16 protein-coding genes are annotated in these 14,699 nt (G+C 67.1%); 8 read left to right on the top strand and 8 right to left on the bottom strand.

All coding sequences use genetic code 11. The annotated features are described in order from the left end of the window. The first annotated feature begins 92 nt into the window (after positions 1-92). From QFZ60_RS19830 to QFZ60_RS19820, 3 genes are read left to right on the top strand one after another with little or no spacing between them, the layout of a single operon-like run. Entirely contained in the window at positions 93-1,199 is a 1,107-nt protein-coding gene (locus tag QFZ60_RS19830; RefSeq protein WP_307092705.1) for a nucleoside hydrolase, read from the top strand. Further along, positions 1,200-2,660: an MFS transporter gene (locus QFZ60_RS19825; protein WP_307092704.1), complete on the top strand. Its 1,461-nt coding sequence runs from the start codon at positions 1,200-1,202 to the stop codon at positions 2,658-2,660. Beyond that, a complete protein-coding gene (locus tag QFZ60_RS19820) occupies positions 2,657-3,619 on the top strand; it encodes a ribokinase (protein ID WP_307092703.1) in 963 nt (320 codons plus the stop codon). Before QFZ60_RS19825 ends, QFZ60_RS19820 begins: the two co-directional genes overlap by 4 nt. A gap of 99 nt (positions 3,620-3,718) precedes the next feature. Here QFZ60_RS19820 and QFZ60_RS19815 read toward each other — a convergent pair whose 3' ends face one another. From QFZ60_RS19815 to QFZ60_RS19800, 4 genes are all read right to left on the bottom strand, one after another. Beyond that, positions 3,719-4,456, bottom strand: coding sequence for an SDR family NAD(P)-dependent oxidoreductase (locus tag QFZ60_RS19815; RefSeq protein ID WP_307092702.1), 738 nt, complete (start codon positions 4,454-4,456; stop codon positions 3,719-3,721). Between the two features lie 80 nt (positions 4,457-4,536). Next, entirely contained in the window at positions 4,537-4,893 is a 357-nt protein-coding gene (locus QFZ60_RS19810) for a hypothetical protein (RefSeq protein WP_307092701.1), read from the bottom strand. A gap of 84 nt (positions 4,894-4,977) precedes the next feature. Then, a complete protein-coding gene (locus QFZ60_RS19805; RefSeq protein ID WP_307092700.1) occupies positions 4,978-5,928 on the bottom strand; it encodes a hypothetical protein in 951 nt (316 codons plus the stop codon). 122 nt (positions 5,929-6,050) lie between these two features. Next, positions 6,051-6,698 (bottom strand): cyclodeaminase/cyclohydrolase family protein, encoded by a 648-nt coding sequence (locus tag QFZ60_RS19800; protein ID WP_307092698.1) that lies wholly within the window; start codon positions 6,696-6,698, stop codon positions 6,051-6,053. A gap of 146 nt (positions 6,699-6,844) precedes the next feature. Here QFZ60_RS19800 and QFZ60_RS19795 point away from each other — a divergent pair, with 146 nt between their 5' ends. Together QFZ60_RS19795 and QFZ60_RS19790 are read left to right on the top strand one after the other, a co-directional pair. Next, on the top strand, positions 6,845-7,642 hold the full coding sequence (locus tag QFZ60_RS19795; protein ID WP_307092697.1) for an alpha/beta hydrolase: 798 nt from the start codon (positions 6,845-6,847) through the stop codon (positions 7,640-7,642). A gap of 9 nt (positions 7,643-7,651) precedes the next feature. Beyond that, the gene (locus QFZ60_RS19790) at positions 7,652-8,626 is read left to right on the top strand and encodes a carbohydrate kinase (RefSeq protein WP_307093402.1); all 975 of its coding nucleotides are present in this window, start codon (positions 7,652-7,654) and stop codon (positions 8,624-8,626) included. Positions 8,627-8,786: 160 nt separating this feature from the next. Here QFZ60_RS19790 and QFZ60_RS19785 read toward each other — a convergent pair whose 3' ends face one another. Next, on the bottom strand, positions 8,787-9,506 hold the full coding sequence (locus tag QFZ60_RS19785) for a matrixin family metalloprotease (RefSeq protein WP_307092695.1): 720 nt from the start codon (positions 9,504-9,506) through the stop codon (positions 8,787-8,789). A 465-nt stretch (positions 9,507-9,971) separates the two neighbouring features. After that, the gene (locus QFZ60_RS19780) at positions 9,972-11,150 is read right to left on the bottom strand and encodes an ABC transporter substrate-binding protein (RefSeq protein WP_307092693.1); all 1,179 of its coding nucleotides are present in this window, start codon (positions 11,148-11,150) and stop codon (positions 9,972-9,974) included. Positions 11,151-11,424: 274 nt separating this feature from the next. Here QFZ60_RS19780 and QFZ60_RS19775 point away from each other — a divergent pair, with 274 nt between their 5' ends. Further along, a complete protein-coding gene (locus QFZ60_RS19775) occupies positions 11,425-11,571 on the top strand; it encodes a lmo0937 family membrane protein (RefSeq protein WP_142118975.1) in 147 nt (48 codons plus the stop codon). 54 nt (positions 11,572-11,625) lie between these two features. Here QFZ60_RS19775 and QFZ60_RS19770 read toward each other — a convergent pair whose 3' ends face one another. After that, on the bottom strand, positions 11,626-12,924 hold the full coding sequence (locus QFZ60_RS19770) for a Y-family DNA polymerase (protein WP_307092690.1): 1,299 nt from the start codon (positions 12,922-12,924) through the stop codon (positions 11,626-11,628). A gap of 8 nt (positions 12,925-12,932) precedes the next feature. Continuing rightward, positions 12,933-13,364 carry a LexA family transcriptional regulator gene (locus QFZ60_RS19765; RefSeq protein ID WP_307092689.1) on the bottom strand — a complete coding sequence of 144 codons (432 nt, stop codon included), beginning with the start codon at positions 13,362-13,364 and terminating at the stop codon, positions 12,933-12,935. Positions 13,365-13,497: 133 nt separating this feature from the next. Between QFZ60_RS19765 and QFZ60_RS19760 the strand changes: the two genes are divergently transcribed. Both QFZ60_RS19760 and QFZ60_RS19755 read left to right on the top strand, forming a co-directional pair. Continuing rightward, the gene (locus tag QFZ60_RS19760) at positions 13,498-14,316 is read left to right on the top strand and encodes an HAD family hydrolase (protein WP_307092688.1); all 819 of its coding nucleotides are present in this window, start codon (positions 13,498-13,500) and stop codon (positions 14,314-14,316) included. A 109-nt stretch (positions 14,317-14,425) separates the two neighbouring features. Next, the gene (locus tag QFZ60_RS19755) at positions 14,426-14,689 is read left to right on the top strand and encodes a hypothetical protein (RefSeq protein WP_142118981.1); all 264 of its coding nucleotides are present in this window, start codon (positions 14,426-14,428) and stop codon (positions 14,687-14,689) included. The last annotated feature ends 10 nt before the right edge of the window (positions 14,690-14,699 follow it).

The raw sequence follows: 14,699 nt of genomic DNA, 5'->3' as shown, positions 1-14,699 counted from the left end.
AACGGAAAGGCAACGTCAAGCGTTTGACGCAGGCCACAAAAGCCTGCCATGATCACTCCCGGAATAATGAATTCCTGCCCCGGCAGGCCCCAATGACGTGGAGAACCATCGTGGAACCAAATCCCCAAGCGAACCAGACAGGGCCCAGGAAGATCATCCTGGACTGCGACCCCGGCCACGATGACGCCGTGGCCCTGCTGCTGGCGCACGGCAACCCGGACATCGAACTGCTGGCCGTCACCACCGTGGTGGGCAACCAGACACTCGAAAAAGTCACCCGCAACGCCCTGGCCGTCGGCACCATCGCCGGCATCACCGGCGTCCCCTTCGCCGCCGGATGCCCCCGGCCCCTGGTCCGCAGCATCGAAACCGCACCGGACATCCACGGCAAGTCCGGCATGGACGGACCCGCCCTCCCTGAGTCCACCATCGAACTGGACCCACGCCACGCCGTCGACCTCATCATCGACACCGTCATGGCCCACGAACCCGGCACCGTCACCCTGGTGCCCACCGCCGGCCTGACCAACATCGCACTGGCCGCCCGCAAGGAACCCCGGATCGTGGAACGGGTCAAGGAAGTGGTCCTCATGGGCGGCGGCTACCACGTGGGCAACTGGAGCGCCGTGGCCGAGTTCAACATCATCATCGACCCCGAGGCCGCTCACATCGTCTTCAATGAAAAGTGGCCAGTGGTCATGGTGGGCCTGGACCTCACGCACCAGGCGCTCGCCACCCCGGACGTCGTGGAAAAGATCACCGCCATTGGCACCACACCCGCCAAGTTCGTCACCGAACTGATGGACTTCTTCGCCCACGCCTACAAGGACGCGCAGGGCTTCGACTACCCACCCGTCCACGATCCCTGTGCCGTGGCGTACGTGATCGATCCCAGCATCGTCAGCACCCGGAAAGTGCCCGTCAACATCGAACTGCAGGGCACCCTCACCCTGGGCATGACGGTGGCGGACTTCCGCGCCCCCGCCCCTGCCGACTGCCACACGAGCGTGGCCGTGGACCTGGACCATGCCCGCTTCTGGGGCCTGGTCACCGACGCGCTGGAACGCATCGGCGAGCCAACCAGCAAAACCAACGCGGACGACGGCGGCCCGCACCAGGGCGCGGCCCCCACCCCAGGCAACGCGGCCGACGTCGTACGCCCCGAAAGTGCCCACCTCACCGCCGGAGGGGTCAAGTAGATGACCGCCGCAACGTTGGCCGAAGCCAAGACCGGCCGCGGCAACATCGCCGCCCTCATGACCGCCCTGCTGGCAGCCTGCGTGGCGTTCCAGCTCAACGCCTCCATGCTCAGCCCCGCACTGGTGACCATGGGCCAGGAACTCAAGACCGACCAGGCCGTCATCGGCCTCTCCCAGACCTGGTTCTTCACCGCCGCCGCCCTCTTCTCCCTCTTCCTGCCCCGCCTCAGCGACATCATCGGCCGCAAGAAGGTCCTGGTGGGCATGATGCTGCTCATGGCCGTGGGGTCCGTGATCGCAGCCCTCGCCCCGGACGTCACCTGGCTGTTCGTGGGCCGCATCATCCAGGGCGTCAGCGGACCCACCGTGCCGCTCTGCCTGATCATGCTCCGCTCGGCCGTCAGCAACCCGCGTAAGTACGGGACGCTGATGGGCCTGATCACCGCTGTCAACGGCGGCGTGGCCGGCGTCGACTCCTTCGTGGGCGGCTACTTCGCGGAGCACTTCGGCTTCCGCAGCATCTTCTGGCTCATGGTGGTCCTGGCCGTTGCCGCCACCGCCCTCATCATGTTCCTCGCCTCCGAAAGCAAGCCTGCCGCCGGCACCCGGATGGACTGGCTGGGCGTGTTCTTCATCGTGGTGGCCGTCGGCGCCCTGCTGACCGCGCTCAACGAAGCGGCCAAGCTGGTGGGCGGATTTAACCCAGCCGTGCTGGTCCTGAGTCTGGCGCTGGTCCTGGTTGCCGCCGTCGCGTTCTTTGCTTTCTGGCGGACCGAACAACGGGCCGCGCAGCCCATGGTGGAAACCGTGCACCTGCGCCAGCGCTCCACCTGGGCTCCGCTGCTGACCACCACGCTGACCATGACCGGCATCTTCGCCGTCATCAACGGGATCGTCCCCGCCTACGTCCAGGCCGCCAGCCCCGGGTTCGGCGTGGGTCCCACCGAGATGTCGCTGATCATCCTCACCCCGTACGCGCTGCTGGGCTGGCTGGTGGGCCCGCTCTCCGGCAAGCTGGCGCCGGTGCTCGGCTACACCAAGGTGCTGCGGATCGGCCTCCTGGGCAGCATCGCGGCACTGGCTCTGATTGCCTTCCTGGGCCTGAACAGCCTGCCGTTGATGATTGCCGGCACGGTCTTGCTGGGCATCATGTACGCCGGTACGGTCAACATCATGCTCAACGGACTCGGCGTTGTCCTCTCGCCCGCCGGCAACCCCGGCTTCCTGCCCGGCATGAACGCCGGCGCGTTCAACCTGGGCGCGGGCCTCAGCTTCCTGATCCTGCCCGCCGTGCTGGTGGCGACGGCGGCACTTGGCGACGCGAAGGCCTCCTACCTGACCGTCGTGGTGGTCGGCCTGGCGCTGACCGTGGCCGCGTTCGCCGCGTCCCTGCTGATCCCCAAGCCGGTCGAGGCCGAGGTGGCCCCGGCTGAGGCGGCCCCGGCTGAGGTGGCCCGGTGAGTGCCGCGGCGGGGAACACCGGCCGGATCGTCGTCGTCGGATCCCTCAACGCCGACCTCACCATCTACTGCGAACGGCTCCCGCAGCCCGGCGAAACCGTCCAGGGCAACGGGTTCGCCGTGAACCCAGGCGGCAAGAGCGCCAACCAGGCCGTGGCCGCCGGCCGGCTGGGCGGGCGCGTCAGCCTGGTGGGCGCCGTGGGAAAGGACGCCAACGGTGCCATGCTGGAGGCCTCGGTGGCCGGCGCCGGGGTGGATGTTGGGCATGTGCGGACCTCCGGTGAGCCCACCGGGGTGGCCGTCATCGCGGTGGACGCCCGCGGTGAGAACAACATCATCATCTCCGCCGGGGCCAACGGCACCCTGTCCCCGGACGACGTTGCGGAGGCCGCGGACGTACTGGACGGGGCCGCCGTGGTGAGCCTCTGCCTTGAGGTGGGCATGGACACCGTGCTGGCCGCCGCCCAGGCAGGGCACGACGCCGGCGCCACAGTTTTGCTGAATCTCTCGCCGTACGCGGAGATCCCGTCAGCCCTGGCCGCGCTGGCCGACGTCCTGCTGGTCAACGCCCACGAGGCCGCGCAGTTCCTTGGAGTCGCGGTGCCGGAGACCGGTGCGGCGGCCGGCGAGTGGGACGCGGTGCGTGAGCGTTTCGCTGCCCGCGGTATCCAGCAGGTGCTGGTGACCCTGGGGTCGCAGGGGTCCGTGGTGCTGGACTCGCTGGCATCTCCCGGCTCCCGGGTGACTCTTGTCCGGCCCACCCAGGTGCACGCGGTGGACACCACCGGCGCCGGGGATGCGTTCACGGGGGCGGTTGCGGTGCGGCTGGCTGTGGGCGATGCGCTCACCGATGCCGCAGCGTTCGCCTCAGTTGCCGCGGCCCTGGCCACCACCCGCAAAGGCACGCAGGCCGCCTACCCGGACACGGCCGACGTCGAACGCCGCCTGCGGACCTCCTGACCCCCAATAACCGGCACCCGACTCAATAAAGCCCCATCGATTGCTCTGTACTTGTCGTTTTCACGCCCGAAAACGACAAGTACGGAGCAATGGATGGCCCTACAGCGCCTCGAGGGTCACGCCGGTGTGCGCGGCGAGCCGGGCCAGGAGGGCGTCCTGGAACTGGATGTCCATCACGGCCGGATGCGGGGCTTTCCGGCTCTGGTGGTACCAGTAGCCGCCGCTGGCCAACGCGGCCGGATCGTCGCTGGTGGCCAGCCATTCCTGGGTCCGGTGCCCCAATTCGAGGCTGTCCGGTGCCGAGCGGCCGCCCATCCGCGTGGGCACCCAGCCGGGGTCCACGGCGTTGCTGGCGACGCTCGGCACCAGCCGGGCCACCGCTGCCGACAGCGCCGTGACCTGCAGCTTGGTGGTGGAGTAGGAGGCCGTCGTCGTCCCTCCTGCCCAGTCCAGGCCCTCCAGGCCGGTATCGCCACCGCGGTGCATGCCGCTGCTGAGGTAGATGAGCCGGCGCGGTCCGGGGATGAGGGCGGTCAGCAGGTATGGCGCCACCACATTCACCGGCAGCAGCCCCGGGCCGTCCAGCACGCCCGCGTTGTGGATGACCGCATCAATGCCGTCGATCCCGCTGGCCTCAGCAGCGAGCTGCCGGACTTCCCCTTCAATGCTGAGATCACCGGTCACCAGCTGGGCGCCGCGGTCCAGGAGGTGCTGGACCGCGGGGACCCGCCGGGAGGAACGGGCGTGCACGATCACCTCGTGGCCGTCCCGCAAGAGCGACGCCGCCGCTGCCCGGCCCAGCCCGTCGGTGGATCCGGTGATGAAGACGCGTGCCATGCGGAGCCCTTTCGATCGTGGTGTGTCCCTACGCTACCCGGAGCCCCTGCTGTCCAGTCCATGTCTCATGCGGTACAGGATCAGCTGCGCTTCCTGCCGAGGATCAGCGCCAGCAGTCCTCCGAAGGCAAGGAGCAGCACGCCCACCACCAGGAGGCCGCCGTCGGCGCCCGCGGTGACGGCCGAGGGCTGGGCCGCAGGGATTTCCGTGTCCGGACGGGCAAACACAGGAGTTGCCGCGGAGGGCGCGTTTACAGCCGGGGGAGTGGACCCGAGGCCGGTGGAGGTGTTGATGGTGGTTGCCGCTTGGATACCGGACGGCAGTCCTTGGGTCCCGGAGGTGGTGTCCACGGCGTGGGCGGCGACGCCACCAGAGGCCAAAAGACTGAGTGCGATCACGGCGCCGAGCAGGCAGCCACGGATAGTACGGTGCTTCATGAAGTTCTCCTGAAAAGTTGGACTGGGCCTGCTGCAGAGACCGGAATGGGCTCGCTTCCGCCTGTGGATGCGGAAGGGCCTCAACTAGTCAGGAGATGAACCGGGGGCGAAAGACACCGGTGCGGGGACAGTTAACAACTTGGGCTGGACGGCAGCCCAGTTGGCCGGAGGGATCCGAAAATGATTGGTGCCGAGCCATGCCGGCATAGTTGAGCCGTGGCCGCCGGACGGGCTGCTTCCTCCCGTGGTGACGGCGGGAATGGCAGGTTCTTGCGGTGCATCGAGTGGTGCGTTGCCAGATCCTGCCTCGGGCAACACCGCGGGTGCGGATGCCGGCATAATCTGGGCATCGCAGGCCGCGCCGTTACGCTGCAAGGTGTCGAAGCTGCTCACACGGGCGGAAACGGGCACAGTGCCCTCAGGCTCCGCTGCCGTTTCGGCCGGGCGGGGCGCCGCGTCCCCACTCGCCTGAGGCACCTCGGTAACCGCGGGTGGAGTGCCGTCGGGTGCACCTTCCGGCGCCGCCACTGGCAGCGGCACGGCGCTGATTGCCGGTTCAAGGACGGGGTCAAGGGGTTCAAGGGCTGCACCGGCCGGGGGAACAAGAGTCCCCACGGCCCCGTCGACGAAGCCGTCCACGGTGCCGACCACGGGATTCACCGCGGCCGTCACCGTGCCGTCCGGCACCATCTGGTCGGCCACCGGAACGGTCTCCACAACCTGATCAACCAGGCCCGAAAGCTCCTCCACTGCCGGGCGGAGGGGTGGCGCTATGACGGGGGTTGGGGTGGAGGAAGCGGGAGCTGATGCCAGGTTGCGGCCCAGCCCTGCTTCTATCGGTTCCAGGACGTCCCTGGCCGGATGGGCCACGGTGGCAGGGACCGCGATTACGGTAGACGGGCCGGCGAGTAAGTCGCTGGAAGCGGAAGAGTCGGCAGATGCGCCCGCGGCGGACAATGCGATCCACGATGCAGCCGCCGCCAGGGCAAGCAGCAGCGGGCGGAGAAACGCCCAGGCATCGAGTCTTGACTTCACGTCGTACGCCTCCCCCAGGCTCACCGGCAAACAATGCTGCCCACCATAAGCACAGGTCAGGGGCAGAGTCCAACGGCTGACCGGTGCAACCAAGATGAAGCTTTGAAACGCGTTTGGGCAGGTCAGGTGGCGTCGGTGGGGGCGGCGCGGTGGTCGATCGCGGCGGTCAGTTCGTCGATCCGGTCCATGGCGCCGTTGAGTTTCTCGACGGCGGCCCACAGCTCCGGATGCTGTTCCCGGACCTGGTCCAGGGTGGTACCGGCGGACCGCAGGGACCCGAGGTCAAAGCTGACGTTGGTGCGCGCTCCCGCGACAGCGGCCCGAAGGGCACCAAAGGCGACGACGACATCGGCAACCAGCGACCCGTTGCCGTTGGTTGCCAGCCAGGCGAGGTCGTCAATGGCGGCAATGGCCCGCTCGCCGAGCACGGCAGAGGAGGCGGCGGCGTCCACGGAGGCGCGGCGGATCGCTTCGTCCCGCTCCTGTCCCGGCTCCAGCCGGAAGGCGGCCCCGAACGCCTTGGAAGCGGATGCGTCGTCATCCGCAAGGCGCAGGGCTTCCTCACGCAGTGCCCGTGCCCGCGTCCGGATCCCTGCCGGCTCCCCGCCGTCATCCCCGCTGTAGCCGGCCACCATGGACGTGAGCGAGGCGGCGACGGCGAGCATCAGTCCCGTCCCGGCCCCTCCGCCCGGGGAGCCCGTGGATTCTGCCAGGGCGCGCGTCCACTCTTCCACCGTTGACCCCTGGGTGGTCACAACAGGTTCATTCATGCCAGGAACCGTGCCCAGAAACGCCCCGGGCTAAACGGCGGAGGACGACGCCGTCAGGCAGCGTGCGCTTCTGGCCCACTTTTGGCGGGTCGAGCCCCGGAAGCATCCGGCACCTGAGGTGATTCGGGCAGCTAAAGTGGGCCAGTGTGACAGCACGGCACCGCTATGACTACGGCCAGGACCCCAGCCAGTGGGGTGAGCTTTTCCTCCCTGACCTTCCGGCCGGAGCCAAGCACCAGGGCGTGGTGGTGGTGATCCACGGCGGGTACTGGCGCTCCACGTACGGGGCCGAACTGGGTGAGCCGCTGGCGCAGGACCTGGCGGAGCACGGCATGGCCGCCTGGAACCTCGAGTACCGGCGCGCCGGCAACGGCGGGGGCTGGCCGGCCACCTTCGAGGACGTCCTGGCCGGCATCGACAAGCTGGCTGACCTGGCGGAACAGCACGCGCTGGACCTGGGCAAGGTGGTGGGGCTGGGCCATTCCGCCGGCGGGCACCTGGCCGTGTGGGCCGCGGGCAGACACAAATTGGAGGGGCTGCTCCCGGCGGAAGGCGGCCAGGTGAACAACAGTAACGACGGCGTCCGCCTCACCGGGGTGGTGAGTCAGTCGGGCGTCCTCAACCTGGGCGAGGCCGAGCGGCTTAGCCTCAGCGATGGTGCAGTGGCAAACCTGCTGGCCGGGCCGTCGTCGGAATTTCCCGGGCGCCATCGCATGGCCGACCCCATGGCCGCGCTGCCGCTGGATATTCCTGTATATGCCGTACATGGCATAAAGGACGGCGACGTCCCCCTCAGCATGTCCACCAGCTATGTGGACGCCAGCCAGGCCGGAGCCGTCCCGGCACAGCTGGTCATGGTGCCAGGGGACCACTTCGCCCTGATCGACGTCACGGCGGAGGCGTATCTGACGTGCCGGGAGCTGGTGGGCCGGCTTCTCCGCTGACACGAACTGCTGACCCGGCCCTGTTTCTGGCAGAGTATGACCATGCTCACAGTTATCGGCGAAGGCCTTGTTGACGTTGTCCAGCGTGCCTCGGGAATCGAGGCCCACGTGGGCGGCAGCCCGCTCAACGTTGCGGTGGGCCTGGCCCGGCTGGACCATCCGGTGCAGTTCATCGGCCGCTACGGTCGGGACGCCTACGGCGATTCGGTGGCGGCCCACCTGCGCGCCAGTTCGGTGATGCTGCCGCTGCCCCCGGACGAGTTGCCTACCAGCGTGGCCACCGCGTTGATTGACGACGACGGCGCCGCCACCTATACGTTCGACCTCACCTGGGAGCTGCCGGGCGTCGCGGACCGGCTCGGCTTCATGCTGCAGGGCACCACGCTGCTGCACACCGGCTCCATCGCGACGATGCTGGTGCCGGGCGCCACCGAGGTGCTGGCCGCCGTCGAATATGCCCACCCTTCCGCCACCATCAGCTTCGATCCCAACTGCCGGCCCAGCATCATCACCGACGTGGACTTCGCCCGACGGCAGGCTGAAAAGTTCGTGGCGCTCGCCGACGTGGTCAAGGCCTCCGATGAGGACCTGGCCTGGCTGTACCCCGGTCAGGACGTGCTGGATTCGGCCCGCAAATGGCTGGAGCTGGGGGGAGAGGAAGGCCCTGCCATGGTGGTTGTCACCCGGGGCGCGGACGGACCCTGGGGCGTGTGCCGGTCCGGCGAGGCCAAGGTGCCCGCGCCAAAGGTGGACGTGGCGGACACTGTGGGGGCCGGCGATTCCTTCATGGCGGCGCTGCTGTCCGGCCTGGTGGACCGGGAGCTGGACGGCGCGCAGAACCGGCAGGAGCTGCGGGAGCTGCCAGCCGAGGGGCTGGCCGAACTCCTGGCACATGCCGCCAAGGCCGCTGCCGTCACGGTTTCCCGCCCCGGCGCGAATCCGCCCACGCGGGCGGAGCTGAACGCGGTTGATATGAACTCTTAAGCAAGAATCGATTGCTCCGTAAATGTCGTTCTGAGGGTTCAAAAGGACATTTACGGAGCAATCGATGGCGGTCGGCGAGCCGGGTCCTTATCGAGTTCCGCTTGGTGCTCGAAAGGCGGATGCAGTGCCGCTGATGCCATACGGCTGCTTATTCCGGGCGCTAGAGCTGTGGCACACAGGGGCCGGTTCCCAGCACGGCAAGCCCGGCCCGGTCACCTGCCGCGAAGTCCTTAACGCCCATGTTTTCGGCAAACATGAGTTGCGTCGGATCATTGACATGGTCGAGGCCCAGGACGTGTCCGAGTTCGTGCATGATGATCGCGCGAGCCTGGGCCGCACCGTCCGGACGGCTGGCAAGGATATCGGCAAGATCGGGGGCGTCAAGGCGGACCTGGCCCGCGGCGAGGACCAGCGGCAGCAGCGGCTGCCCGGCGGCCTGTGCGTAGCCGCTTCCGCCGAGTCCGGCAACGTCTCCCGCAAGGGCGGGACTCTCCTCAGGTGTCGACCAGGCGATCAGCACGGGCGCCCACCGCTTCCCATAGCGGTCAGGCTGGAATGCCTGTCGATCATCGCTGGGAGCCTCTGCAGTGGTTCCGTCATACACAAACTGCAGGCCGGATGCCTGGGAAGCTGCTGCTACTGCTTCCCGGATCAGGTTGTCTCCCCCCGCCGGGGCGTTGTCCGGCCGGACAACGTAATGGACCGGTCGGCACGGATCGTAAGCGACCAGGGGCTGGCCTGCTTTGGGTGACTCCTGCAGTACATAGGCAGTGGAGCCTGTGCTTGCCGGCGGGGTGCCCAGGGGCGAGGAAGCCGCCTCAGACCCCGGTGGCGGGACTTTCGCTCCAGGGAGATAGGGAGCCGCAAGGGGAAGAACCACGCGGTCGAAGAGCGTCGGCGTAAAGTACAGGCACACAACGACGGCGATCCCGAGCGTCGTTCTGAACCGTATCGACCGCCCGGCCCGACGCGGCTTCCTGTACCACCGGCGTGTCTTCTTCCGTTGCATCGCTATGGGCTCAGCCCGCCACGGTGCAGGCGTCGTGGCCTTGCCGAAAGCCTCATCGATAGCCCATTGGGGGATCCGCCCGCTGGGGGAACGCCGAACAGCAGGCGGTGCGAATTCACCGGAATTTTCTGGCCGCGTATTGCTGCTCTTCCCAAAGCCGGTCACCGGCATCCCCCTAAGCCCTGCCACCCGCCGCCGGGCAACCCCATTAGCGTAGCGGTGGGCTGCCCGGCCTTGGCACTGCAAAAGCGCAGGATTTCCGCAGGAATCGATTGCTCCGTAAATGCCGTTCTGAGGGTTCAAAAGGACATTTACGGAGCAATCGATGGGGTGTTACTACTCCTTGCCCAGTCCCGCCGCGGAAGTTTTCTCACCCGAGACGCTGTTGAGCGCCCGCAGGTCAAAGATCCCGTTGATGTCCGCCTGCTTTGTGGTGCCGGCAGTCACGCCGTCGGCCAGGAGCTTCTGGTAGGTCCCGGCCAGGGGGTCCACCGTGAAGACAATGTTCTTGAGGGACCGGTCAATGACGTCGGCCTTCAGTTCGGCGCCGGCCGCTTCCTTGAGCGCGGCGTTGATGGCCGTGGCCTTCTCCTCGGCGGGCGCGGCGTTCAGCCACTCAACCGACTTCACGTGGCCCTTCAGCAGGGCTTTGACAGTGTCAGGGTGGTCGGAGGCGAACTTCTGGTTCACGATCAGGATGGTGGTGGGAAACTCTCCCGGCTTACCGGACAACGAGCCGTCCCACAGGTCCTTTTCATCCACCAGAACCTTCGCTCCAGCTGTCAGCACCAGGCGCGACGCCCACGGCTCAGGCAACCACGCGCCGTCGAGCTTTCCGTCCTGGAACAGCTTCAGGGTCTGGGCGTTTTCGGTGGGATTGATGGCGACGTCGCCGCTGCCGTCCACGTTGGTCTTGTAGCCCTGTGAGGTAAGCCAGGCCCGGAGCGCGACGTCCTGCGTACCGCCGAGCTGCGGCGATGCGAGTGTCTTGCCCCTGAGGTCGGCGGGGGAGTTTATCTCCGGCTTCACCACCAGCTGCGCGCCGCCGGCCGCGGCGCCGGCGATGATCTTCACTGATGCGCCCTGGCTCTTGACGAAGGAGTTTATGGCCGGGTTGGGGCCGATGTAAGTGGCATCGATGGCGCCTGCGTTCAGTGCTTCGATGGCTGCGGGGCCGGCGTTGAACACCTGGGTGCTGAGCTTGGTACTGCCCAGTTCATCGGCGATCAAACCCTTGCTGACCCCCACCAGGGCCGGCGCGTGGGTGACGTTGCCGAAGTAGCCGAGCTTCAGTTCGGCGGCGGGGTTCCCAGCCGGGGCTCCATCGGCTGCCGGTGCTGGAGTGCTGTTGTTGACGGCGGAGGCGACGGCGGCACCCCCGCCGAGGAGGGCGAGGGCCGCAGCCGCGACGCCGATCTTCAGGCCGAGCGGCCGTTTGGGTTTGGCTGACTGTCCGGCGACGATGCGGGTTGAGGCCTGCTGGTTTTGCGGACTGATGTCCTGCGAGTTTGCCATGGGGAAATCCTTTGCTGAGGCGGATGCTGAGACGAGATTACGGAGCGCCCAGCGGCCCCACAATCATTCGTGTCGCAGTGGTTCACGGGGCGACTCGAAGGCTCAACGCGGCGTAGCGGGGCGTCAAGAATCGCCGTGAAGCGTCTTTATCCAGGCATCCTTCGCACCCGGCGCGGGCCGTGGGACCGGCAGCAGGTGGCTGCATTGATTCGGATATTGCCGTGGTGGGTACGTGCAGGTCATGGGGACTTTGGAAATCTAACAAGGAGACATCATGTTGCTTTGGATCGCTATTGTCATCGCCGTTCTCTGGCTTCTCGGCCTTCTGACGAACATCGGTGGTGGGCTTATCCACATACTTTTGGTTGTTGCCGTGGTTGTCCTCATCTTCCACTTCATCCAGGGCAGGTCGCGGGTATAGATGCGAAGGGGCGTCCCGCCGCCGGCTATGGTGCCTGCGGCAGGACGCCAAGACTCAGGCGGCCTTGACCCGCGGCAGTTCGTCCCAGTGCGTGGTGTAGCGGGGCGAACGCATCTCCCGTTTCATGGTCCAGTCCAGGCCCGACCTGATGCCCGCATGCCCTAAACCAATGGACCCGCGCCCAAACCGGCGGCTCACGTCCTCAAGCAGCGGCCCGATGCCGCGTTCCTCGTGCCGGTTCTCGAAGATCTCCAGCGGGGGCTGGTTTCCGGTGGGCCGCAGGTCTGTGAGCATCAAGCCGGCCTTGGCGTATTTCAGGCCGTCCCTGATGCTGGGCAGCAGCGCATGGGCCGCCTTGGTGAGCAGGAGCGGATCCGCCGTGGGCATGGGCAATGAGACACAGACCGAAGGATGGTGCTGTTCGTGATCCCTGAAGGGTGACGTGGCAGCGAACGCCGTCAGGACTTTCGCCTGCAGTCCGTGCTTGGAAAGCCTTGCGCTCGCCTGCTGCCCATAGATGCTAAGTACCTCCCGCAGGCCGGCCGCGGTGGTCACCGGTGTGGCGAAGGACCGGGAGAAGATCAGCTGGTCGCGGCCGATGCGCTCCTCCTCCATGGGGATGCAGGGGGTGCCGCGCAGTTCGAGGACTGTCCGCATGAGCACCACCGAGAACTTGTCCCTGATGGCCACCGGATCCGCCCGGACCAGGTCCAGCACGGTGAAGATCCCTATAACGTTGAGCCGCTTCATCAGCCTGCCGGCGATGCCCCAGACCTCGTCCACCGGCAACCGGGCCATGAGTGCCTCGCGCACATCAGCGGGGACCGACTCCCAAAGGCAGACCCCTCCGAAGGCGGCGTTGTTCTTGGCCCACTTGTTGCACAGCTTCGCGAGGGTTTTGGTGGGTGCAATGCCGACGCACACCGGTACCCCCACATGCCGCCGCACTGCCTCCTTCATCCTGCGGCCCAGGGCCAGCAGTTCCTCCGGTCCGCCCTTCACGCCCAGGAACGCTTCGTCGATGCTGTACACCTCAAGCCAGGCCGAGTACCGGCCCAGCAGTTCCATCACCCGCGAGCTGATGTCCCCGTAGAGCTCATAGTTGCTGGACTTCGCCACCAGGCCCCACTCTTTGGCCCGCGGAGCCAGCTTGAACCAGGGTTCCCCGGTGGCGATGCCCAGCGCCTTGGCCTCGGGGGAGCGGGTCACCGCGCAGCCGTCATTGTTGGACAGCACCACCAGCGGGCGGCCCTCCAGGGAGGGATCGAACGCGCGCTCCGCGGAGGCGTAGAGGCAGTTGACGTCGACATGGGCAATCTGCGGCATCCGCCTCATGAGCGCGGGCTTAGGCATGACGTGCCTCAGACATGGTGCAGGCACCTGGTGGCGACACCCCAGATGGTCAGCTCGGACAGTGCGGGAACGTGGATGTCCGGGTACTTCGGGTTCTCCGCCTGCAGCACCACGCCCGTGCGGGTGACGCGGAGGCGCTTCACCGTCAGTTCCCCGTCCAGCACCGCGATCACCACGCACCCGTCCTTGGGTTCCAGTGCCCGGTTGACGATCAGTTCATCGCCGTCGCTGATGCCCGCGCCCTCCATGGAGTCCCCGGTGACCCGGACCACGAAGGTGCTGGTGATGTCCTTGATGAGGTGCGCGTTCAGGTCGATTCGGCCGTCGAAGTAGTCCTGCGCCGGCGACGGAAACCCTGCCGCCACCGCCACGGGGGAGATCAGCACCGAGAACAACGAGGCGCCCGCATCTATCACGCGGGGACCGATAATAACGCCCACAACACACCCTTATTCGAATATATGTTCGATAGTTTCAGTGTAGCCCCGGTCGCTGACAACCGGCACCCGCCCAGGGATTGGGGTGCTTCGCAGGGGAGTACGCCGCTGCCGCCAGCCCACGTAGACTGGCAGGATGCGGCTGGTAGCAAGCGATATTGACGGAACGATCCTTGGGCACGACGGAAAAATCAGCCCCCGCACTATCCGCGCCTTCCACGCCTGCCGCAATGCCGGCGTCGAGCTTGTCTTCGTTACGGGGCGCCCGCCGCGCTGGCTGCACCCCCTCGAGGAGCAGCTGGGCCACACGGGGCGCGTGATCTGCTCCAACGGCGCCGTGGTCTGGGACCTCGAGGCGGACCGGCTGGTCTCCGCCCGCACGCTGGCCATCGACACCGTCCTGGAGGCCCGCCGCATCATCAAGAAGCTCCGCCCGGCAGCCCTGTTCGCCGCGGAAACGCTCACCGGATTCCACCTGGAACCCGGCTTCATCGAAAACGAATCCAGCGAACTGTTGGCCGAATTCACCCCGGCGCCGCTGCACGACACCCTCACCAATGACGATTCGGTGGTCAAATTCCTTGCCATCGTCCGCGACGGCACGCCCGATGATTTCCTGGCGGAGGTGGCGCCCGCCGTCGAACATCTGGCCGCCACCACGCACTCCTCGCCGGGTGTCCCCATGCTGGAGCTCTCCCTGCCCGGGGTCAACAAGGCCGTCACCCTGGCTGAGTACGCCTCGGCCCTGGGCATTGACGCCGCGGACGTGGTGGCCTTCGGCGACATGCCCAACGACATTGAGATGCTGCGGTGGGCCGGCCACGGCTATGCCATGGCCAGCGGCCATCCGGAGGCCATCCGGGCGGCGGGGCAGCAGGCGCCGCATTTTGACGACGACGGCGTGGCCCAAGTTCTGGAGGCAAGGCTCGCCTCCCTGGGCGTCCAGTTCTCCTGATTCCCGCTACCCCTATATTCACAGCTTCCGCTCACCTGGCGTTTACCTTCCAGCCGTAGCGTGAAGCGTGGAAGGCAGGCATTTCGCACGCCGGCTCACAGGGGGCAACATGGCAAGAAACGTCAAGCAGCACGTGGCTGATGGGCCGCTGCGCAAAGCAACGCCCGCGCCACACTGGAAGCAGCTGCGCCAGGGCGACCGCGTCCGGGTCCTGTTCTCGCCGGGGTTTGAAGCCGGCGGCGTGGTGGACACCATCACGGCAGACCACACGGCCGTCTGGGTGCACCTGGACGGCGGCCGCGGCCGGACCCTGCTGCACTGCGGGGATGGGGTGGACATTGTTCCGTGCGGGGAGACTGCCTGCCGGGACTGATCGGCAGGTC

This window comes from Arthrobacter sp. B2I5 (assembly GCF_030816735.1).
Classification (GTDB): domain Bacteria; phylum Actinomycetota; class Actinomycetes; order Actinomycetales; family Micrococcaceae; genus Arthrobacter.
Note: the sequence above shows the minus strand (reverse complement) of the source record. Positions and strands in the feature narration are given on the sequence as shown.